At 36.4% G+C, this 21,091-nt stretch carries 19 protein-coding genes; 16 read left to right on the top strand and 3 right to left on the bottom strand.

Annotated features, from left to right (window positions below):
• Nucleotides 1-26: 26 nt before the first annotated feature.
• Nucleotides 27-173: a BH0509 family protein gene (locus MKX65_RS11545; RefSeq protein ID WP_160547780.1), complete on the bottom strand. Its 147-nt coding sequence runs from the start codon at nucleotides 171-173 to the stop codon at nucleotides 27-29.
• Nucleotides 174-688: 515 nt separating this feature from the next.
• Here MKX65_RS11545 and MKX65_RS11540 point away from each other — a divergent pair.
• The 4 genes from MKX65_RS11540 (at nucleotide 689) to MKX65_RS11525 (ending at nucleotide 4,709) form a co-directional block, all read left to right on the top strand.
• Entirely contained in the window at nucleotides 689-1,282 is a 594-nt protein-coding gene (locus MKX65_RS11540) for an NAD(P)H-dependent oxidoreductase (protein ID WP_160547779.1), read from the top strand.
• Nucleotides 1,283-1,478: 196 nt separating this feature from the next.
• On the top strand, nucleotides 1,479-2,456 hold the full coding sequence (locus MKX65_RS11535) for a ring-cleaving dioxygenase (protein WP_340903712.1): 978 nt from the start codon (nucleotides 1,479-1,481) through the stop codon (nucleotides 2,454-2,456).
• Nucleotides 2,457-2,765: 309 nt separating this feature from the next.
• Nucleotides 2,766-3,569 carry a GIY-YIG nuclease family protein gene (locus tag MKX65_RS11530; RefSeq protein ID WP_340903711.1) on the top strand — a complete coding sequence of 268 codons (804 nt, stop codon included), beginning with the start codon at nucleotides 2,766-2,768 and terminating at the stop codon, nucleotides 3,567-3,569.
• A gap of 111 nt (nucleotides 3,570-3,680) precedes the next feature.
• On the top strand, nucleotides 3,681-4,709 hold the full coding sequence (locus tag MKX65_RS11525) for a hypothetical protein (RefSeq protein ID WP_340903710.1): 1,029 nt from the start codon (nucleotides 3,681-3,683) through the stop codon (nucleotides 4,707-4,709).
• Between the two features lies 1 nt (nucleotide 4,710).
• Here the strand turns inward: MKX65_RS11525 and MKX65_RS11520 are convergent, their stop codons facing one another.
• Complete coding sequence (locus MKX65_RS11520) at nucleotides 4,711-5,175, bottom strand: hypothetical protein (RefSeq protein ID WP_160547775.1); 465 nt, start codon at nucleotides 5,173-5,175, stop codon at nucleotides 4,711-4,713.
• 436 nt (nucleotides 5,176-5,611) lie between these two features.
• Between MKX65_RS11520 and MKX65_RS11515 the strand changes: the two genes are divergently transcribed.
• The 11 genes from MKX65_RS11515 to MKX65_RS11465 all read left to right on the top strand — a co-directional run bounded on the left by MKX65_RS11515 (nucleotide 5,612) and on the right by MKX65_RS11465 (nucleotide 19,184).
• A complete protein-coding gene (locus tag MKX65_RS11515; RefSeq protein WP_340903709.1) occupies nucleotides 5,612-6,325 on the top strand; it encodes a GntR family transcriptional regulator in 714 nt (237 codons plus the stop codon).
• Nucleotides 6,326-6,796: 471 nt separating this feature from the next.
• On the top strand, nucleotides 6,797-7,768 hold the full coding sequence (locus tag MKX65_RS11510; RefSeq protein WP_340903708.1) for an SIS domain-containing protein: 972 nt from the start codon (nucleotides 6,797-6,799) through the stop codon (nucleotides 7,766-7,768).
• A gap of 273 nt (nucleotides 7,769-8,041) precedes the next feature.
• Nucleotides 8,042-10,108 carry a hydantoinase/oxoprolinase family protein gene (locus MKX65_RS11505; RefSeq protein WP_340903707.1) on the top strand — a complete coding sequence of 689 codons (2,067 nt, stop codon included), beginning with the start codon at nucleotides 8,042-8,044 and terminating at the stop codon, nucleotides 10,106-10,108.
• A gap of 4 nt (nucleotides 10,109-10,112) precedes the next feature.
• Complete coding sequence (locus MKX65_RS11500; protein ID WP_340903706.1) at nucleotides 10,113-11,870, top strand: hydantoinase B/oxoprolinase family protein; 1,758 nt, start codon at nucleotides 10,113-10,115, stop codon at nucleotides 11,868-11,870.
• Between the two features lie 193 nt (nucleotides 11,871-12,063).
• The gene (locus MKX65_RS11495; protein WP_377057934.1) at nucleotides 12,064-13,038 is read left to right on the top strand and encodes an ABC transporter ATP-binding protein; all 975 of its coding nucleotides are present in this window, start codon (nucleotides 12,064-12,066) and stop codon (nucleotides 13,036-13,038) included.
• Nucleotides 13,039-13,045: 7 nt separating this feature from the next.
• On the top strand, nucleotides 13,046-14,044 hold the full coding sequence (locus MKX65_RS11490; RefSeq protein ID WP_340903703.1) for an ABC transporter ATP-binding protein: 999 nt from the start codon (nucleotides 13,046-13,048) through the stop codon (nucleotides 14,042-14,044).
• A gap of 28 nt (nucleotides 14,045-14,072) precedes the next feature.
• Nucleotides 14,073-15,017: an ABC transporter permease gene (locus tag MKX65_RS11485; protein ID WP_340903701.1), complete on the top strand. Its 945-nt coding sequence runs from the start codon at nucleotides 14,073-14,075 to the stop codon at nucleotides 15,015-15,017.
• Between the two features lie 31 nt (nucleotides 15,018-15,048).
• Complete coding sequence (locus tag MKX65_RS11480) at nucleotides 15,049-15,876, top strand: ABC transporter permease (protein ID WP_160547767.1); 828 nt, start codon at nucleotides 15,049-15,051, stop codon at nucleotides 15,874-15,876.
• 49 nt (nucleotides 15,877-15,925) lie between these two features.
• Complete coding sequence (locus MKX65_RS11475; protein WP_340903700.1) at nucleotides 15,926-17,509, top strand: ABC transporter substrate-binding protein; 1,584 nt, start codon at nucleotides 15,926-15,928, stop codon at nucleotides 17,507-17,509.
• Nucleotides 17,510-17,541: 32 nt separating this feature from the next.
• Nucleotides 17,542-18,363, top strand: coding sequence for a PfkB family carbohydrate kinase (locus tag MKX65_RS11470; protein ID WP_340903699.1), 822 nt, complete (start codon nucleotides 17,542-17,544; stop codon nucleotides 18,361-18,363).
• A 398-nt stretch (nucleotides 18,364-18,761) separates the two neighbouring features.
• Complete coding sequence (locus MKX65_RS11465; RefSeq protein ID WP_340903698.1) at nucleotides 18,762-19,184, top strand: DUF1801 domain-containing protein; 423 nt, start codon at nucleotides 18,762-18,764, stop codon at nucleotides 19,182-19,184.
• Between the two features lie 175 nt (nucleotides 19,185-19,359).
• On the opposite strand, the gene MKX65_RS11460 is transcribed toward MKX65_RS11465, so the two are convergent.
• Entirely contained in the window at nucleotides 19,360-19,989 is a 630-nt protein-coding gene (locus tag MKX65_RS11460; protein ID WP_340906228.1) for a TlpA disulfide reductase family protein, read from the bottom strand.
• A 689-nt stretch (nucleotides 19,990-20,678) separates the two neighbouring features.
• Between MKX65_RS11460 and MKX65_RS11455 the strand changes: the two genes are divergently transcribed.
• On the top strand, nucleotides 20,679-20,966 hold the full coding sequence (locus MKX65_RS11455) for an RNA polymerase alpha subunit C-terminal domain-containing protein (RefSeq protein ID WP_340903696.1): 288 nt from the start codon (nucleotides 20,679-20,681) through the stop codon (nucleotides 20,964-20,966).
• The last annotated feature ends 125 nt before the right edge of the window (nucleotides 20,967-21,091 follow it).

Here is a 21,091-nt window from a genome sequence, read left to right as displayed (position 1 = left end):
CCCACTTTTCTTATCTTTTATTTAAGTTACATATAATCATAAACTGAATCATCAAAATAGAGCCAGTGGTAATATTCAATCTGTGAATCTGTCATTTTAGAAATTTCTTTCTCATTGAATTTTTGTAGCTCAATTAATTTCTGCACTTTTGTATTTCTTTCAACTTGGCTCATTTTATATCCTCCTATAATATGAGAAGTAACTATGTATTTGAATGTTGTTGAAAACGTTTTCTTTTCTTGTTTTTATTATATATCTAAATATTAGATTAAACCAATATCAAATTTAGATTGTTTTTTAGAAAATAATATAGAAATATTATTTGTCTTCTTACTTTGATGATGAAAAAAGGGTATGGGTTGCCAGGCTGTAGGCTGTATCCATTCATTCAATTGGTTTATCCTTAGGTCGTTTGAATGGTGGCCCATGTTGAAACAAGCCCTTATCCTATTTTTAAAGTATAAAAAATCACTTAAATGAGTTGACAATAATAAGTACATATAATAAAATTATCTCAGGTTAAAGATATTTGGTTTCGAAATAAAATAAAAACATTATTTTTTTGATTATATATCTCGAAATCGAGATAACTGAAATAGAAGGATCATTCATGTGCATACTAAAAGTTCTACATCATGTCACAGCAATAATCCGTATTTCAGAACATAAAAGGAGGTGAAAGTAGGAAATGGGATTTTTAGATAAATTATTTGGAAAAAAACAAGAGGAGGAAGAAACAATGACAAAATTAAACATTGGGATTATTTTAGGTTCAACACGTGAAGGTCGTGTAAGTCCACAAGTAGGTGCATGGGTAAAAGAAATTGCTGACAAACGTGGCGACGCTAACTATACCATTATTGATATTGCTGATTACAAATTACCATTACTTGGTGAAGCTGGTGCAGATGCTTCAGGGGCTGCTGCTTGGTCAGAAATAATCGCTAATCAAGATGGATTCGTATTTATTGTTCAAGAATACAATCACTCGATTACTGGAGCACTGAAAAATGCATTAGACTATCTACGTGTTGAGTGGAACAATAAAGCAGCTGGAATCGTTTCTTACGGTTCCGTAGGTGGAGCTCGTGCGGCTGAACATTTACGAGGTATTTTAGGTGAGTTATTAGTGGCTGACGTTCGTGTACATCCAGCCCTATCGTTATTCACTGATTTTGAGAATGGAACAGTCTTTAAACCACAGGCCGTTCAAGAGGATTCTGTCAATCAAATGCTAGACCAATTAATTCCTTGGTCAAAAGCATTATTCACGATCCGATAATTTACTTAAAAATGTGACTGAAGTGTAAAATATGTACATGAGTATTTTTTATACCCATGTACATATTTCCAATCATAAAAGGAGTATGAAGGTTGAGCAGGTCATATTAAGCAATATTGATAGATGTGCTCAGTAGTTATGCTAAAGAATGAAACCAAGCTTACTATTGAATCTGAATTTTCAGGAGGAAAATAAAATGAACCAACTAAAGGGAATACACCACGTAACAGCTATTACCAGTAGTGCAGAAAAGAACTATGAATTTTTCACCTATGTATTAGGGATGCGTTTAGTTAAAAAAACAGTCAATCAAGATGATATTCAAACCTATCATTTATTCTTTGCTGATGATAAAGGCAGTGCGGGCACAGACATGACATTCTTTGACTTCCCAGGCATCCCAAAAGGTATGCATGGTACAAACGAGATTTCTAAGACCTCTTTCCGTGTACCAAATGATGCAGCATTGGATTATTGGGTAAAACGGTTTGATCGTTTAGACGTCAAGCATACTGGAATTAAAGAGCAATTTGGCAAGAAAACTCTCTCTTTCGTTGATTTCGATGATCAACAATATCAATTAATTTCAGATGAATTAAATAGAGGCGTAGAATCTGGTACCCCTTGGCAAAAGGGTCCTATCCCATTGGAGCATGCCATTACGGGTTTAGGTCCTGTCTTTGTTCGGATTGCGAACTTTGATTACTTCAAAGAAATATTGGAAAAAGCACTATTATTTAAAGAAACGGCTCAGGAAGGATCCTTCCATTTATTCGAAGTAGGAGAAGGCGGTAATGGAGCATCCGTTATTGTAGAGCACAATACTGTTCTCCCTCAAGCTCGACAAGGGTATGGCACCGTACACCATGCTGCATTCCGCGTAGAGGATCGCTCCGTATTGGATGAATGGACAGAAAGATTGAGTAGTTTGGGATTCTCGACATCCGGTTATGTCAATCGTCACTTTTTTGAGTCTTTATATGCAAGAGTTGCTCCACAAATTTTATTTGAGTTTGCTACAGATGGCCCTGGTTTTATGGGGGATGAACCTTACGAAACCCTTGGGGAAAAACTATCTTTACCTCCGTTCTTAGAGCCTAAACGTGAACAAATTGAAAAATTAGTACGCCCTATAGATACAGTGAGAAGTACGAGGGAAATCATCAAAGAATAGTAACTGTTTCATAATTTCAATCCCTCCGATAAATAGGAAAGAGATTTTAATAAGCCAGTACATTAAGAATGAATTTCTTGAATGTACTGGCTTATTTTTTTGTTTAGTATCAGCGAGAAAACACTCAAATGGCTTTATTTACAAGTGGGGTAAGAAGTCTAACAAATGGAGGGGTGTAATTCTACCTCATGCTTACCAAGTACATAAAAGAGACGGAGAATATAAAGACTATTACTTGTAGAATAGGTAATTATATAATAGTTTGCTATAATAAGGGAATTATATAGTGGGTCATTTGGAGGGGTATTCATGTTTGAAATTTTAGAACCCATTCTTATCAAGAGTGGATTAGCTAGAATGTTTGATTTAAGAATTAAGGATGATAACACAGCAAATTCAAGACCATGGGTTTCATATCGAGTTAAGAGTAATATTTATAAAATAAGGGCGTTTGAACTATGGGGAGAAGGTCCCGAACTATTTAGGATTTATCACGCGGATAATATAAATGGCAGCCTTAAAACATTGTTGGATTCCTTTCCAGAGGTGTCAACCTCCAAAAGATCATATACGGACTTTAAGACAGATGATTATGTTTCTTTAGCTACTAAAATAGCTGATATTCTACAATCAGATGAAATCATAATAGAGAGCAAAGCCAACAGTAAGCTAGCTCGTACATCCAAATTTGAGGGGCTTGAACTACCTGATGTGGATACATCACTAGAAAATGTCTTAGGACAAACCTTTACATGGAGAGAAGTAATTGCTATTTGGGAAGATAATTCAGAAGATAATAAGCTAAAACAGGTTTTGCGTCAAAATGGGATTTACATTCAACGATCCGAAGATGGAAAAAGTAGATACATAGGAAGTGCCTATAACAGTGACGGAATTTTAGGTAGATGGATGGCTCATTTAAATTCACTTGGTGATGCACAACATCTTAATTTGTTTGTTCTAGAAAACGGTTATAATTCAGTCATCTTTTCAGTCATTGAATTTATGGAAGGGACGGATTCTGAAATCATCAAGCGAGAGTCGATGTGGAAAAAGACTCTTGGAACGATCAATCGTGGTCCTTATAATGGAATTCAGTTAAATAATAATTAATAGAATAAGAGCGTTGGATATATAGTTAGAACAACATCCTATGCAATATTTTGATTGCAACAAAGAACGAATAGAATCAGATGCTAGTGGTCCAAGGGAGGATACATATCAATGACAGAAGAACATCACAAACATGACAATAATTTTAAACAGTTATTCAAGTTTTCCGTGAAAGACTTTATGAAGCTCTTCTACAATAAATTATATCTAGACTTGGACACAAACGGGAGATGGTTGGCATTAAGCGAGGATGTCACGTCACCTTATAGGCATCTATATCAGCACTTGCTAGAAAAAGATGATGGAAAGAAGTATTTAGACAGAGCCTTTTTGGTTCGAATGGATAATGTAGACAAAAACGAAATTATTCTTCATTTTGAGTATCAATCAACGAACGACAACAATATGGATGAAAGGGTAAGGGACTATCACAATCTTCTTACTCACACATTCAACAATATTCCTATTCTTTCAATTTTAATAGGTTTTAGAGGGTTTAAACACACAACTACAAAGAAGTTCGCTTATAATTTTATGAGTTACGGAATGAAATCTCACAAATCCTTTGATTATGATTTGATTAACTTAACTGAGCGAAAATGGGTATGGAATGCGCCGCTATTTTATAACACGAAGGACCCGAACCCCGTCGCTATTGCATTTTGGGGATTAATGTCAGATAATAAAGTTATTAAAAAAGATGGTGTTATGATGATGTTGGAAGGGCACAGGTTATTAGCCCAAATACAATCTAAGGCAGACTATCCCGAACAATTATCTCAACCTTACAAATTCCTTTTTGATTACGTTTATAACGATATGAGCTCTAAACAAATAGACGAGTTTGAAAAGGGTCTTGAGGAATTAAAGAAAAGTGATGAGGGGGAAAAAGTCGTGGAATTAATCAAAGTTGCACAAAGAGGACTGCATTACAAATCTGAAACCGATAAAATTGTAGAAGGTTTAATTAAAACTTCTCTTGAGACAAACCATGTTTCTGGGAAAGAGAAAATCATTGAAGAATTAAATCACACGTTTGATAGCAGCATCATTTCTCATTCTTGGGAATTAATTAGCCAGGACCCTACAGGAGAATCTTTAAAGAAATTCTTGAACATAGAAGAGAGCAAGGTTATCTAATCTAGCTCTCTTTTTTATTTGTCCAATTTTCTAGGAACTGTACCGCCACATCGATCCCTTCAGATAAGTCCCGTTTCTGTTTCTTGAGCTGGGTAATTAAATCGGTAATATCTTTTTGAAGCGGGTGTGTTTGCATCCGCTTAAATTCATGAATAAGCAAATTAAGTTGCTGGTAGATATCCATGCTATGAACGTGCAGTTTCTTCCTTATATCACCGATATGTCTAAACTCATACTCCGATTGCATTTCAAATACCTTCTTCAATATTTTTCCTACCTGTTCCTCTGATTCACAATTCTTTAATTCAATCATATATTCATCCGTTAAGGGAGCGTTTGGCTGAAATGGTATTGGATCTATAGAGAGTATGAGTTCATTTTTATCCGGTGATAGTTCCATCTTCTTGTTTAAGTATTCATATATAAAGCGTTTTCGCTCTTCAAATGTATCCCTAACCGGTTCCATTTCATACACCTCCTGTCAAATTCATTAATATATCTATTACCACAATATATAATTTATAACCTTTAATATATTTGGTTTCAAAATAAAATCAAAACTATATTCTTTTGGTTATATATCTCGGAAATTGATATAAATGAAATAGAGGGATCATTCATGTGCATAGGAGATATTTGTTGAAGTTGGCAATAAAGTATGAAGTAACTGAGTGTATCTGGCCTTATTCCTAACCCTGTTGTGTCCCGCAAAGGTAGGATAATGAATAGCATTGAAAAAATGATTATCAGATATTAATACAAAATATCACATTTGGTTATATAGTTTAATAATTTTTTATTTTTATATCAGCATTAAAGATAACATTTTTCTAATTTATTGCAATTTAAACCGATTAAATAGTATTATATGGTTATATACTAATCGATATGGGGTAAATACAATGACATTAGATAAAAAGGATGCTTTACCTTTATACAAACAGCTGACCGATCTAATTCGTAGTGATATTGAAGTAGGAAAGTTTAAAAAAGGTCAAAAAATTCCAACAGAAGTTGAATTGAGTAAACTCTATAATGTTAGCAGAATTACGGTACGTAATGCTCTAGAAGAGTTGGCGAAAGAAAATCTTTTAATTCGAAAACAGGGGAAAGGCACATTCGTAAACACTGAGAAATTAAGTAGAGGGATAAGTGGTTCTATAAGTTTCTCAGATATGTGTCGTGAATCTGGTTGTAAACCGGGTGCAAAGGTTATTAAGTGTGTAATTGAAGATGCAAATGATAAGGATACTGAGGTGTTACAATTAGAACCCAACTCAAAGATCATCGTAATCGAGCGTATTCGTTATGCGGATGGGGTACCAGTTGCATTTGAAATTTCCCGATTACCGGAACGCTTCACTTTTTTATTGGATGAAGACTTGAACGATACTTCCATGTTTTCAATTCTGGCTGAAAAGTATGGTATTGTCTTTACGAATCCTAGAAAAGAAATTGAGTTAACGTATTCCACATATGAAATGTCACGTTACCTTAGTTTATCATTAAGTCATCCACTTCTATTAATAACGGGTCTATCTTATGATAAAGAAGGTATACCAACCCATCGATCCATGCAATTTATTGTCGCAGACAAGTTCAAATTCGTTGTATAAGTAGATGTTTACAAGAAGCGTTGAAAGTAGCCATTCAATTGCTTTATAAAAGACTAGCACATAATTCAAACAATTTTCCATTCGTTGTTTGGGTTATGTGCTTTTTGTTCTATCGGCATTCAATTGTATTATTCTGAAAATAAATATAATTCAATGAAATCATATTGACATATTAGAATGAAGTTGTAATACTATTTGTTATAACCTATAAACTCCACGATATAACCTTCTGTAACAATTAGCATTAAGATCGTCATTTGTACCATTCACAACTAACGCTTTACAGTTGTTTTAAAAGAATCAGTGTGTTTTGACTTTATTTCTATTGAGAAAAATAGATATTAAACCAATAAAGTTACTAAATTGTTATAATATTTCAAAAAGTTATTGAAATACTCCGCATATATGGTACTATATTGTTATGGAAAGTAGATATACAATATAATACAAATAGAGAGGGAGTACATAAACATGGAAATTAAATCAATTATTAGTGAAATTAAACAGAAGGTAGATGCAGCAGGTGGATTAAAAGTAGTTTATTTCGTTGCATGTGGTGGATCTCAAGCTGCTATTTATCCGGCTAAGTACTTAATGCAGAGTGAAGCGAAAAATATAGCAACTGCAATTTATAACAGTAACGAGTTTGTACATGCTACTCCAGCAGCCTTAAATGAACAAACAATTTGTATTATATGTTCTTTAAATGCAACTCCAGAAACAGTAGAAGCTGTAAAGGTGGCAAACAATGCAGGTGCTATTACCATCGCAATGACTGGGTCACCTGATACGTTAATGGCACAAAATGGTCAGTATAAAGTGATTTATTCAAATGGAGACAATCAGGTATACTCTCAGGCAAACCAAGCGCTAGCTTTAAAATTAGGATTTGAAATCCTTCATCAATTTGAAGATTACCAAAACTATGAAGTTGCTATGGCTGCATATGATCAAATTGATGATATTGTTGCTTCTGCGAAAGAGAACCTACTTCCAAAGGCTCAAAGATTTGCACTAGATTTTAAGGATGATGAAATCTTTTATGTGTTAGGTAGTGGACCGCTATTCGGTACAGCTTATACAATGGCTTGCTGTCACTTCATGGAGATGCAATGGAAACATGCTGTTGTGTTAAACTCTGGCGAATATTTCCATGGTCCATTCGAAACAACTGACAAATCTCTTCCATTCGTATTACTAAAAAGCTTAGGACGTACTCGTCCGATGGATGAAAGGGTAGAAACATTCTTGAATCAATACGCAGAGCGATTTATCGTAATCGATGCAGAAGAGGTAGGCTTAAACGAAATCGATCCTTCTGTTGCTGAATTCTTCAATTCTGTTGTAATGATACCGGTAGAAAGATATTTCGTTTACCAAATGTCGCTTATTCGAAATCATTCAATGAATGACCGCCGTTACATGTGGAAAGTTGCGTACTAAAATAAATCACGCCTTCTTTTTGATGGATATTCGGCCTCTAACAAAGGGGCCGTTTTCCAAATAAAAAAGTATTAATAGCAAAGCGATTTTAGAGAAAAGGTGACAGGAAGTATAGATATTTAAGAAGAGGTACTATTTTTATATTTACAGAATGATTCTAAATAGGCTTTATTGACAAAATTATAAATTTTCTGTAAATATAGTTACAAAATTGTTACATATTTAAGTTTGTTAGATTAATAGGGTAATGAATTTCCAAAAGGAGGAAACTGTATGAGCTACATGGTAGGCGTGGATGTTGGGGGGACTTTTACAGATGTTACATTGGTTGATAGTAAAACGGGAGAGATCAAAAATCACAAGGTTTCTTCAACCCCTGAAGATCCTTCACGGGCCATTATGAAAGGTATAAAAGATATTCTAGAAATAAATGATATTGCCGAAAGTGATGTCCAATATTTAGCGCATGGAACGACTGTTGCTACCAATGCCCTAATTGAACGAAAAGGTGCGGTTACTGGTCTTATCGTTACAGAAGGATTTCGTGATTTACTTGAAATTGGACGTCAAACCCGTCCTAGTTTATACAATTTCTTCGAAGAAAAACCTCAACCCGTTATTCCTGGCAATTTAAGATATGAAGCTAGCGAAAGGCTTTTAGCAAATGGTGAAGTGTATAAGGTCATTAATGAAGACAGCCTACACAAAGCCATTGATGCATTAAAGGAACAAGGGGTAAAATCGATCGCAGTTTGTTTCCTATTCTCTTATTTAAATCCAGAGCATGAAAAATTTGCAGTTAAGGAAATTAAAAAGCGTTTTCCGGATGTATACGTTTCAGCTTCCCATGAGATTGTTCCTGAGTTTCGTGAATACTCCAGATTAAGTACAACAGCATTGAACGCCTACTTAGGGCCAGTAATGAAGAACTATATGGAAAACTTCTTGAATTCAGTAAAGGAATATGGAATTCCGGTGGAACCCTATATCACACAATCTAATGGTGGAATTATCTCCATTCATGAATCAGTTGCCTCACCTTTACGTACTGCTGTATCAGGCCCTGCTGCAGGAGTGGTAGCAGCTAAGAATTTAGCAGAGCTTACTGGATATAAAAATATGATTACTTTCGATATGGGAGGTACATCAGCGGACTTTAGTTTAATTGAAAATGGAGAACCTAAGATTTCTATGGAAAGAGAAGTGGAAGGTTTTCCTGCCCGTATCCCTATGTTAGATATTCATGCTTGTGGTGCTGGTGGTGGCTCGATTGCTTATATTGATAACGGTGGAGCATTAAAGGTGGGTCCTGAAAGCGCCGGTTCTACACCTGGTCCTGCGTCTTACGGTCGAGGAGGCACAAGGCCAACTGTTACGGATGCAAACCTTTTACTTGGTCGGTTAAATCCGAAAGAGATATTAGGAGGTCGTATGTCAGTAGATATGGATGCTGCAAAGCAGGCCATTCAAGAACACATTTGTAACCAATCGAAGCTTACTTTAGAAGAAGCAACAGCGGGGATTATCTCTGTAGTTAATGCTAATATGTCACGGGCCATTCGATTAATCTCTATTCAAAAGGGACATGATCCAAGAGACTTTACTCTTGTATCATTTGGTGGAGCGGGTGGATTGCATTGTAGTGCTCTAGCTAAAGAGTTAAATATTCCTAGAGTCTTAATTCCACCTTCACCAGGAACCTTTTGCTCATTAGGCTTGTTGGTTACAGATGTAAGAACAGATTATGTTCGTTCAACATTGGAAGATGCCTCACCAGAAAGTATGAATGTAGTTGCCTCGCATTTTAAGGAGTTAAAAAATGAAGGGGTTAAATTACTGGAAAAAGAGAATATCCCTGAGTCAAAACGCAAATATGAGTTGGTTATCGACGTACGATTCAAAGGGCAAAACTATGAAATTCCCATTCCGGTTGAATGGGCTGAGTTGACATCAGCTGGTTTTGCGGCATTAAAGGAACGTTTTCAAGAAGAGCATGAAAAGATTTATGGTTATGCCAAGAAGGATGGGATTTTAGAATTTGTAAACTATCGTCTAACTGCTGTAGGTCAATTACCTAAAGCAAGATTTGAAAAATCAACTGCTGCAAACGAAACGGCAATCCCTAGAGCTGCTCGTCAGGTTTATTTTTCTGAAATTGAAAGACCGGGGTATTACGAAACAAAAATCTATGATCGCAAAAATCTTAAGCCAGGGAATAAAGTTCAAGGTCCTTTAATCGTCGAACAAATGGATACAACGATATTAGTCCTACCCGACCAAACTATGGAGGTAGATGATTATGGGAATCTGATTATAAATACGTTTGGTGGGGAGGAGTAAAAGAATGGTGAATCAAGTAGATCCTATTACTCTAGAAATTGTTGGGAACTTATTGCTTTCTGTGGCTGAAGAGATGGGAATCACTCTTGTTAAAACAGCTTTTTCAACGAATATCAAAGAACGGAAAGATTGTTCAACGGCTGTTTTTGATGCAAAGGGAAATATGACAGCTCAAGCGGAGTATGTACCGATGCATTTAGGCTCAATGTTAGATGTAGTCAATGAAGTCCTAAAAAGATACCCTACAGATTCAATTTATCCAGGGGATATGTTTGTTACGAATGATCCTTACTCAGGTGGGGGGACTCATTTACCGGATATCACCATGGTTGCGCCAGTATTCGAGACAGATAAATTAGTAGGTTTTGTAGCGAACATTGCCCACCATTCTGATATTGGTGGAATGGTTCCAGGTAGTGTATCGCCTGATTCAACGACGATTTATCAAGAAGGCTTGCGTATTCCTCTTGTGAAAATTTGTTCTAAAGGTGAATTAATAAGAGAAAGTTATGATTTTATCACACTCAATACGAGAACTCCGGTCGAAAGACAAGGAGACTTAGATGCTCAGATCGCTTCCAATAAAGCGGGTGTTAGAAGACTACAAGAAGTAGTTAGAAAATATGGTGTAGATTATTTTGAAGCATGCACGGATGCACTACTGGATTATGCAGAAGAGTTAATGCGAGCTGGAATTCGTTCATTACCAAATGGTACCTATACATTTGAGGACTATTTAGATGATGCGGGAACACATTCACAGGATCCGGTTCTCATTCGTGCCCAAATCACAATTGATGAAAGCAATGCCATTGTGGATTTTGAAGGAACCAGTCCACAGGTTCCGGGACCACTCAATATGGTATATTCCGGCTTAGTTACAACCATCTTCTATTGCTTTAAGGCGGTTGCTGGGCAAAATGTTTTCTCGAATCAAGGTATTTATCGTCCATTAACAGTGAAGGCTCCAAAGGGTTCCATCGTCAATTGTACATTGCCGGTCCCGGTAGGACAAAGGATTGATACTTCGCAACGTGTGGTAGACGTCATTCTTGGGGCGCTCTCCAAGGTTGCACCTGAACGAGTATTGGCAGCATGTAACAGTGTTGTAACCTCGGCGATCTTCTCAGGAACCAACCCAAACACAGAAAATTACTTTGTCTATTTAGAAACCATTGCGGGTGGTTCGGGTGCACATGCATTTGGAGATGGACTTAGTGGAGTACAGGTTCATATGACCAACACTTCTAATCTACCAGTAGAAGCACTTGAAAGAGAGTATCCAATCTTAATTGAGAAGTATGCGCTTCGAACGGATTCGGGTGGAGCAGGCTTACACCGTGGAGGATTAGGAATTCAACGTGACTATCGTATTTTAACCGATGGCCTTTCCTATACCGGTCTTGGGGATCGACATAAGTTTGCACCTTGGGGAATTAATGGTGGAAAAGAAGGAAGTCCTGGTATTTTCTCTTTTGCAAAGAACGGAAAAGAAGAAATTAAATTAAGTTCAAAAGTATCAGAACTACCATTAAATAAAGGTGATGTTGTTAGAGTAAGTTCACCTGGATCAGGAGGTTTTGGATCACCATTTGAAAGAAATCCAGAGTTAGTTTTATTTGATGTTATTGATCAGAAGGTCTCAGTAGAAAAAGCTTTAGAAGACTATGGTGTTAGTATCATTTATAACAATGGAACCTACTCTATTGATATAGAAGAAACAAAGAGAAATAGGCTTGGTGTCTTGCAAAATAGTATTTAATAATAGAGCGCTCTCTACAGGTTTAATAAGAAAGTCAAGGTAGGAGCGCTTTTTTATCTAAATTTGTTATTAATATAATAAGAGTTTTGTGTTAATTTTCAAATAAGATTGAATATTCTCACAAGATGACTTATTATATATTATAACAAAACAATACCATTAGGCGTTCTAATAGGAGTGAGGAGGGATGTTTGTGGGGAATGCACTTCTTGATATAAAGGGTTTATCGACTGTATTTAATACAGATTATGGTGTTTTTCCAGCCATAAAGGATGTCAACTTGTCCCTAAAAAAAGGTGAAACGTTATGTATCGTAGGTGAGAGTGGGAGTGGAAAAACCATTACATCTATGTCACTTATGCAGCTTCTACCTTCTTCCGGGAAAATAGCTTCAGGTGAGATTCTTTTCCAAGATATAGATTTGGTGAAATTAAACAGAGTAGAGATGAACAAAATTAGAGGGAAGTCTATCTCTATGATCTTCCAGGATCCAATGTCAGCCCTTGATCCTGTATTTACTTGCGGAAGTCAAATAACGGAAGCCATCCAAATTCATGAGGACATTTCGAAAGAAGAGGCTAAAAGGAGAGCAATCGAACTGTTGAAGGAAGTTGGAATCCCTCACCCTGAAACCATATTCGATGCATATCCCCATGAACTCTCGGGTGGAATGTGCCAACGTGTCATGATTGCGATGGCCCTATCCTGTAAACCAGACTTATTAATTGCCGATGAACCGACAACTGCTTTGGACGTGACTGTGCAAGCTAGAATTTTAGATTTATTAAATAAAATCAAAAAAGAGTTTAATATGGCCATTCTGCTAATTACCCATGATTTAGGAGTAGTAGCCGAAATGGCTGATCGAGTTGCCGTTATGTATGCGGGGCAAATCGTCGAAGAAGCAGATGTAATGACCATATTTAAAAAGCCCAAACACCCGTATACGAAAGGGTTAATCAAATCAGTTCCACCATTACATCAGGTTGATAAAACCCTATATAGCATTCCAGGAAATGTTCCGACAATTAATTCAATGCCAAAAGGCTGTAGATTTAATCCACGTTGTTCTTTTGCTACAGATTTGTGTGTTGAAAAGGAACCAGAGTTACAAAAGATCAAATCCAATCATACGGCTAAATGTTGGCATATAAACGAAGGAGTGTGAGGAGACATTGAAAAGTAACACTCTTTTAGAGGTTAAAAATGTAAAAAAACACTTTCCTGTTAGTGATAAAAAATTATTTTCTACACATAAAAATTATGTTCAAGCAGTAAATGGTGTTAGCTTTACCATTAATGAAGGAGAAACCTTTGGTTTAGTTGGTGAATCCGGATGCGGTAAAAGTACTTTGGCACGTTTGATTATGGGGTTAATCAAAGCAGATAGTGGTGAAATCAACTTTGAAGGTAGAAATTTCCTAGAATTACGTGGGAGGGAACTACGTAAAAGCCGAAAGCAAATGCAAATGGTATTCCAGAAACCCTATGAATCCCTCAATCCTAAAATGACCGTTGGACAGATCATTAGTGCACCGTTTGATATACATGGGGTTTATAACAAACAAGAACGTGTACAAAAGGTTAAGGATTTACTAGAAATGGTGGGCTTAAGTCAGCAGTATATCAATCGATATCCACATGAATTTTCTGGAGGTCAAAGACAGCGAATCGGAATTGCGCGTGCGATTGCCTTAAACCCAAAATTAGTTATTTGTGATGAAGCGGTATCTGCGCTTGACGTCTCTATTCAATCTCAAATTTTAAATCTATTAAATGAATTACAAAAAGAATTTAAACTAACTTATTTGTTTATCTCCCATGATTTATCAGTCGTAAAACATGTGAGCGATAAAATTGGTGTGATGTATTTAGGAGAAATCGTTGAGGTTGGGGACGCGGAGAAGATCTACAAAAATCCTAAGCACCCATATACGCAAGCTTTACTTTCAGCAATTCCAATCCCAGATCCTACCTTTAAAAAGGAACGAATTGTCCTCGATGGAGATCTACCTAGTCCGATTAATCCGCCGAGTGGTTGCCGATTAAGTACAAGATGTCCTTATGTTATACCACTTTGTAAAGAAATGAAACCAGAGCTAAGTACGATAGGTTCCAATCACATGGCTGCTTGTCATTTATTCTCTGAATCCAAATTACAAAAGATCAATTAAATTTTCCGAGAAGTTGGGGGTGAGATTATTGCTTCGTTTTGTATCGAAAAACGTTGGAGTAGCTATTGTTCAAATTTTCATCGTTGCGACCCTGGTATTTTTATTGCTTCGTTTCATGCCTGGAGATCCTGCAGTTTTAGTATTAGGTACAGAAAGAGGCGCTGATCCAGCTGCTGTTGAAGCGATGCGTGCGACCCTTGGTTTGGATCAGCCACTATTAACACAGTACTTTACTTGGTTTGCAGATATACTCAGATTGGACTTTGGACAATCTCTATTTAATAACATTGATGTTACTACATATCTAGCTGAAAGGCTTCCCAAAACTCTTGAATTAGCAGTTGTTGCAATTATTATCGGGTCAATTATCGGAATCAGTCTTGGAATTATTGCTGCTGTCAAACGAGGCGGAGTTGTAGATATGATTGTTTCATCTATTGCAGCAGCTGGATTATCCTTCCCAGTGTATGTAACTGGTACCGTGTTAATTTTACTTTTAAGCTTACAATTGAATTTGTTACCTGCAAGTGGGTATACCGCTTTTTCAGAAGACCCGGTTGCCCATATCCAAAAGTTGTTCCTCCCTGCCATTACGGTAGCCCTACCGCTGGCTGCATCGATCGCGAGAATGACTCGATCCTCTATGCTTGAGGTCTTGGGCAAGGACTTTGTTCAGACGTTACGTGCTAAAGGCCTAGCTGAAAAAATGATCATTTTCAAGCATGTACTTAGAAACGCCATTATTTCTGTTATCACAGTAATAGGCTTAGAGTTAGCTAATTTAATTGGTGGAACCGTATTAATTGAGTTTTTATTCAACTGGCCTGGATTAAGTTCATTATTAGTAGAATCCATTAATAACCGTAACTATCCGATTATTCAAGGTTCAATTATCGTAATCGCAGCATTCTACATTCTTATTAATAGAGCGGTTGAAATCATTTATGGGTTAATGGATCCTAGAACACGTTAACCAAGTATTTTTATAGAAAGAGGGTGGGAGGATGGCTCGGAAGTTTTTACATCACAAAACATTCATCGTTAGTTTTATCATACTTCTTCCGATTCTCATTATTGCACTTATTGGTCCATGGATTGCCCCAAATGATCCTTTAGAAATCGATTCTACCAACGTACTAAAAAGCGGTACATCCGGGCATCTATTAGGAACCGATGAATATGGAAGAGATATACTTAGTCGTCTAATCTTAGGTATTCGTCCAACTATGCTTGTGGCAATCGGAGCAACGTTAATCGCATTTTTTGGAGGAGTCGGGTTGGGTGTAATAGCCGGTTATGCTCGAGGATTTACTGAAAAAATGATCATGCGAGCAATCGACATTGTTTTATGTTTCCCACCGATTCTACTTGCCTTAATGGTTGTTGGATTTTGGGGTTCTGGTGTAAAAAACCTTATTTTGATTATCGGTGTACTTTATATCCCGCGTTTCGCACGGATTACCCATTCAGCCACACTTCAAGTTAAAGGATTGGAATATGTACAAAGTGAACTTTCTTTAGGAGCTTCTCATTTTAGGGTCATCACCAAAGCGATTCTACCCAATATCATGTCTCCGTTAATTATCCAAATCAGCTTAACGATAGCGGCCGCTATTTTACTAGAATCTGGATTAAGTTTCTTAGGGCTAGGAGTGGTTCCGCCTGAACCATCATGGGGACAAATGATTGGTGATGCTCGAGGTTATATTTATAACAATCCAATGTATGTTATCTGGCCTTCATTATGTCTGGGTGTAACGATGCTTGCCATTAATTTAATGGGAGATAGTTTTAGAGATATCTTAGACCCGAGACTGAAGAATAAACAGTAGAAGGTATTAAAAGCGTTTACCATATATTTTTATTAAAGGGAGTGAAAGTATGGCTAAAAGATTGATGGTATTGGTTGTCTTATTGTTTGGGTTAGTAGTGTTCTTAGGAGCTTGTTCAAGTAAGGAAAATGCATCCTCTGATTCAAAATCGGGGGATGCAACAGGAGATAAATCCGGAGGTTCTTTAACGTTTGGTTTAGCTGCAGAACCTACAACCATGGATCCTTATATCCAAAATGGAACTCATGGTAGAACGGTTAAGTTTGCGATTTTCCGTGGGCTTTATAATTACAATGAAAAAGGCGAGTTAGAAGCAGAGTTAGCAGAATCGTACACAACAAATGACGAATTGACACAATACACATTTAAACTTCGAGATGCAAAATTCCATAATGGAGATCCGGTAAATGCAGAAGATGTTAAATATACTTACGAGCGTATATTAGCTCCAGATAGCAAGGCGACTTTCAAAACAGAACTGTCAATCATAAGTAGCATTGAAGTGATAGACGAAAAAACTATTTCGTTTAATCTTTCAGAGCCTTCCGCTCCTTTCATTCACTATACGGCACTTCCAGAATCTGTTGTAGTATCAAAGTCTTATACTGAAGAAAACGGAGAAGATATCGCGACTAAGCCAATGGGTGCAGGACCTTTTAAGTTTGTTTCATGGGCTCAAGGAAGCAATATCATTGTTGAAAAGTTTGATGATTACTACAAAGAAGGCAAACCTTATTTAGATGAAATCAAGTTCCAATTTTATACAGATGAGAACACACGTGTAAATGCTCTTCGTGCGGGCGATGTCACTTTGATTGAGAACGTTCCTTGGAAGGATACAGAATCCATTGGTCAGATGGAAAACCTAAAGCTTGAAAGTGCAAATGGACCATTTATGGCATTACAATTTAATACTGACTATGAACCATTCAATAATCCAAAGGTAAGACAGGCGATTGCCTATGGTATTGATCGTAAAGCCATCCTTAATATGGCATTTAGCGGACGTGGAGAGGCAATCTATGGAATGGCGATTTTAGAAGGTTATATGGGCTATGACGAAAAGTTCACTAAATACTTTAAGCATGATGTCGAAAAAGCAAAAGAGCTTCTAGCTGAAGCCGGTTATCCAAACGGGTTCAAAGCGAAACTATTATCCACTTCTCAGTATGGAATGCACGAGCAAACAGCTGTTGCAGTACAATCAGAGTTAAAGAAAATTGGTATTGAGGTAGAATTAGAACTTCCTGATTGGGCAACTAGAATTAATAAAAACGTTCAAGGGGATTATCAATTCCTAGTCGCAGGTACTTCTGGAGACATTACAGATGGTGATTGGATGAGTAACTTCTACCAAGGCGGACCGGCAAGATTAAATAACTCAGCAAACTTTGATGATGAGCAGATTAATAGCTTACTAGCTCAAGGTAAGAAGGAAAAGGATCCTGCAAAACGTGAGGAAATCTACCAACAGTTGATTGAAAGAGCAATGGAATTATCACCATTCGTTTACTTGAATTGGAGAGAACAAAGCTATGGAATGCAAAAGAATGTTGATGGTTTTGTAAACCTTGATGGTTTCCTATCTTTCCAATCAGGTTTAACTTTAGAAGACACATATCTTAACGATTAGACTCTACTAAAAAGTCATGGAGTGGAAGGTTTATGAAGTTAGTTGGAATAGGTGATAATGTCGTCGATTTCTACGAAGATCAAAGCACGATATATCCTGGTGGAAATGCTCTAAATGTAGCTGTTGTTAGTAAAAGAAATGGAGCAGAGAAGAATGGGTACATTGGAATTATCGGTGATGATTTAGAGGCAGAACATATATTAAATACTCTAAGACAAGAAGAGATTGATGTGACGAGAATTCGTAAAATGTATGGCCCAAATGGTAAAGCGTATGTTGCTTTAGATGAAAACGGAGATCGGGTCTTTAAGAAAACCAATCGAGAGACCCGAGTACAATCGATAGCAACTTTGCAATTTACGGATGCTGATCTAAATTATATTAACGAATTTGATGTTATTCATACGAGCATAAACAGCAACATTGAACATGAACTGCAAAGATTAAGTTACAAACCCATTTCTTATGATTTTTCAATAAAAAGTAAATATAGTAAAGAGTATTTAGCAAAGGTTTGTCCTTTCATACAATTTGCCTTCTTTTCCGGAAGTGGAATGAATGCGGGTGAAATTGAAGAATTAATCCAATACGTCCACACATTCGGCGTAAAAATTGTTGTGGTAACAAGGGGCGGAGAGCCAGCTATTTGTTCAGATGGTCAGAAACAGTATTTGCAGCCACCAAACGAAACAGAAATTGTTGATACAATGGGGGCAGGAGATTCTTTCATTGCAGGCTTTATTACATCCTATTTCGATACACTCGATATACCGACAGCCTTAAGGAATGCCGTGTTTTCGGCAGGGAAAACCTGCAAGACTTATGGTGCATTTGGGTATGGGAAAAAGGTGTAGAAGAATATTTGTTTATTTATTGAGGAGGGTGTTCAGCGATTGTGCTGAGCACCTTTTTGAATGTGCATAAGAGTATGTGCACATGCGAAAAGGTGTAAGATCCGAACTAACTAGTTACTTACAGAAAGAAAGAGGTGATTCGAAGAAAGTTGGATTATGTCAGCATAGACCGAATCGAAGATGCTGAAATAAAAAAACACTATTGGGTTAGAAAAACTGGTTGAAATGAGCACAGGCATTGCCATCGGAGCTGGTATGGATGCAGATGAAAAAAGGGAAATCGATCTAGACTTGAGAAGTTTTATTCTAGTGATATTTTCCAAAAGTAAAGATCTGGTTAAAATAGAATGTAATAATGCTGATAATAAGGTAATCAGAGAATAGGAGAGAGCGCGTATATGTATGAACCGAAGATGAAAGAAACAGACAATAGTGTTATTGAATTTATTGAACGGGTGGAAAATGAAAAGAAGAAGGCAGATGCCTATCAGTTATTAGAAATTTTTGAAGAGGTAACAGGTTTTGACGCAAAAATGTGGGGTCCTAGTATTATAGGCTTTGGTAGCTATCACTATAAGTATGCATCAGGACATGAAGGGGATGCGCCTTTAGTGGGTTTTTCACCAAGAAAGGCGAAAATTAGTCTTTATTTAGCCTATGAAAGTGAGGAAAGGGACAAATTATTAGAAAGCTTTGGTAAACACACGAAGAGTAAGGCTTGTATTTATGTAAATAAATTAGCTGATATCGATACCAATGTTTTAAAGGATTTAATTATACATACAGTAGAAACCTATCAGAAACTTTATCCAAATGAATAAAGTTATTTCTATTGTTCTACATCCATTTCCTGGTAATTCTCTTACTGCACTCATTTAGTTGAAGGACATTACCGAAAAAAGGCAACCTTTTAACAAAGGATGCCTTTACATAGTAAATGAGATTTAGACAAAAAAGTAAAATTGATGATTTAACATTTTTGTTTTTCATCGGAAATTATTTTGTAGGTAAATGACAACCTTCAGGAGCACAGGAATTGCTATCGTATAGAGTTGCTTCTTGTGCTTTTTCTTTCGCTAATTGTTCTTGTTGCCATTCCATGTCAATGGTGGGTGAAAATTTTTCTGGATAACGGATGTACCATCGTTGTTTGCGAATAAGAAAGTTATCTGTATCCAAAAGAAGAGCCTCATCAAGTTCTTTTAATGCTTCTTCTTTCTTGCCATTATTGGCATATTGCAATGCTAATTTAAACTTAGTTTCTGAAAGCTGTTTTTCCAAGTGACCAACATCGTTGACTGGAACAAGGTTTTCATCATCTAGAACAACTGTTTCTTCGTTACCATTGATTAATTTTTCTATTGCATTCAAATGTTCTGGGTCAGTGACATAAAATCTTTGTTTAATTAAACGAATAATGCCGTTTTTATCAATGAAAATTCCATTCGGTACGACTTTGAATCCAAAATAATTTGCCATTTCATTTTCAAGATCTATTACTGTTGTATATGATTTATTTTGTGCATATGGTTTTACTACCTCTGCCCCTTGAACATCAACTGAAACCGAAAGTATTTCAAAGTCCTGATTCTTATGTTTTTCATGAAAATCCTGCCAACCTGGCAGCTGTTCACGACATCTTCACTAGGATGCCCACATAAATATTAAAGTATTTTTCCCTTTAAAATCACTGATGGATACAGTTTCTCCGTTTATATCTTTGAATGAAAAGTTCTTGATTTTTGTTAAAAGCATATTATCCACTCCTAAAGTTATATTATGTATATTCTGTTATTGCAATTGTTCACTTTGAGAGAAAATGTTCTATATCTGTAAATGTTTAAAGAGATCCTTCTACTTACCAAAAGAAATAGGGGATTATATGCGAGTTTCTTTAATAGGAGTACTAAAACCTTATTTATATAAAACCTCACCGTTTGGCATCAAAATGAGGTTCTCTTGGATTTTTAAGTTAAACCTCACTTGTTTAAATAAGATGTCTTGTCTTTAATCGAGTAGCTAGTAAAAGAAAGTAAGCGGAGTATTTCCGGTTAGATGCAGAACGGAGCCCGTTTCGGGGGTTAATAACGGGAGATTTTCCGTTTATACAAAGGAAAAACCCCTATTTTCATGTTTTTTGAGTCTACAGGCGGAATTTCTCCGTCTATATATGCTATTTTTTATTGTATTTACTAATTAAGCGAAATTTTTCCTTCTATTTATCAGATTGGGTGTATAACCTGATCTCACACAAATAAGTGCGGGCCTTTTTGATCCTAGATGCGGGGAATCAGAATTTATTAGGAGGGGTTCTTTTGAAAGCAGAAAAAAGTCTAAGGGTTTGTGAAAAAGGACATAGGTATTACAAAAGTAGTGAATGTCCAAGTTGCCCTACCTGTGATAAAGAAAATAAGCCTGAAAGCGGATTCCTTTCGAAACTCAGTTCACCTGCTAGAAATGCATTGGTTCACGAAGGAATTGACACTTTGCAAGAATTATCAAAGTTCACCGAAAAAGAAATATTAAAAATCCATGGTATTGGACCAGCTTCCTTACCAACTCTGAGAACTTCATTAGAAGAAGGTTTATCATTTAGAGAATAAATAATTGCTTGGTAGATGAAGTATTTTGTAGCAAATACGTAGATAAGGAGATTTAGTTCTTCATAATAACCTGTTTTAGTTATATTTACTTTGTAAAGGAGTGTGTTCATTATGGTTGGTGTAGA

It is taken from the genome of Robertmurraya sp. FSL R5-0851 (genome assembly GCF_038002965.1).
In the GTDB taxonomy this organism is placed as follows: domain Bacteria; phylum Bacillota; class Bacilli; order Bacillales; family Cytobacillaceae; genus Robertmurraya_A; species Robertmurraya_A beringensis.
The sequence above is the reverse complement of the archived record's forward strand: the minus strand, read 5'-3'. Positions and strand labels throughout refer to the sequence as shown.

Bases quoted from the DNA above. Each gene is read 5' to 3' on its own strand.
- MKX65_RS11545 (WP_160547780.1), bottom strand. From the start codon at position 173: ATGAGCCAAGTTGAAAGAAATACAAAAGTGCAGAAATTAATTGAGCTA.
- MKX65_RS11540 (WP_160547779.1), top strand. From the start codon at position 689: ATGGGATTTTTAGATAAATTATTTGGAAAAAAACAAGAGGAGGAAGAA.
- MKX65_RS11535 (WP_340903712.1), top strand. From the start codon at position 1,479: ATGAACCAACTAAAGGGAATACACCACGTAACAGCTATTACCAGTAGT.
- MKX65_RS11530 (WP_340903711.1), top strand. From the start codon at position 2,766: ATGTTTGAAATTTTAGAACCCATTCTTATCAAGAGTGGATTAGCTAGA.
- MKX65_RS11525 (WP_340903710.1), top strand. From the start codon at position 3,681: ATGACAGAAGAACATCACAAACATGACAATAATTTTAAACAGTTATTC.
- MKX65_RS11520 (WP_160547775.1), bottom strand. From the start codon at position 5,175: ATGGAACCGGTTAGGGATACATTTGAAGAGCGAAAACGCTTTATATAT.
- MKX65_RS11515 (WP_340903709.1), top strand. From the start codon at position 5,612: ATGACATTAGATAAAAAGGATGCTTTACCTTTATACAAACAGCTGACC.
- MKX65_RS11510 (WP_340903708.1), top strand. From the start codon at position 6,797: ATGGAAATTAAATCAATTATTAGTGAAATTAAACAGAAGGTAGATGCA.
- MKX65_RS11505 (WP_340903707.1), top strand. From the start codon at position 8,042: ATGAGCTACATGGTAGGCGTGGATGTTGGGGGGACTTTTACAGATGTT.
- MKX65_RS11500 (WP_340903706.1), top strand. From the start codon at position 10,113: ATGGTGAATCAAGTAGATCCTATTACTCTAGAAATTGTTGGGAACTTA.
- MKX65_RS11480 (WP_160547767.1), top strand. From the start codon at position 15,049: ATGGCTCGGAAGTTTTTACATCACAAAACATTCATCGTTAGTTTTATC.
- MKX65_RS11475 (WP_340903700.1), top strand. From the start codon at position 15,926: ATGGCTAAAAGATTGATGGTATTGGTTGTCTTATTGTTTGGGTTAGTA.
- MKX65_RS11470 (WP_340903699.1), top strand. From the start codon at position 17,542: ATGAAGTTAGTTGGAATAGGTGATAATGTCGTCGATTTCTACGAAGAT.
- MKX65_RS11465 (WP_340903698.1), top strand. From the start codon at position 18,762: ATGTATGAACCGAAGATGAAAGAAACAGACAATAGTGTTATTGAATTT.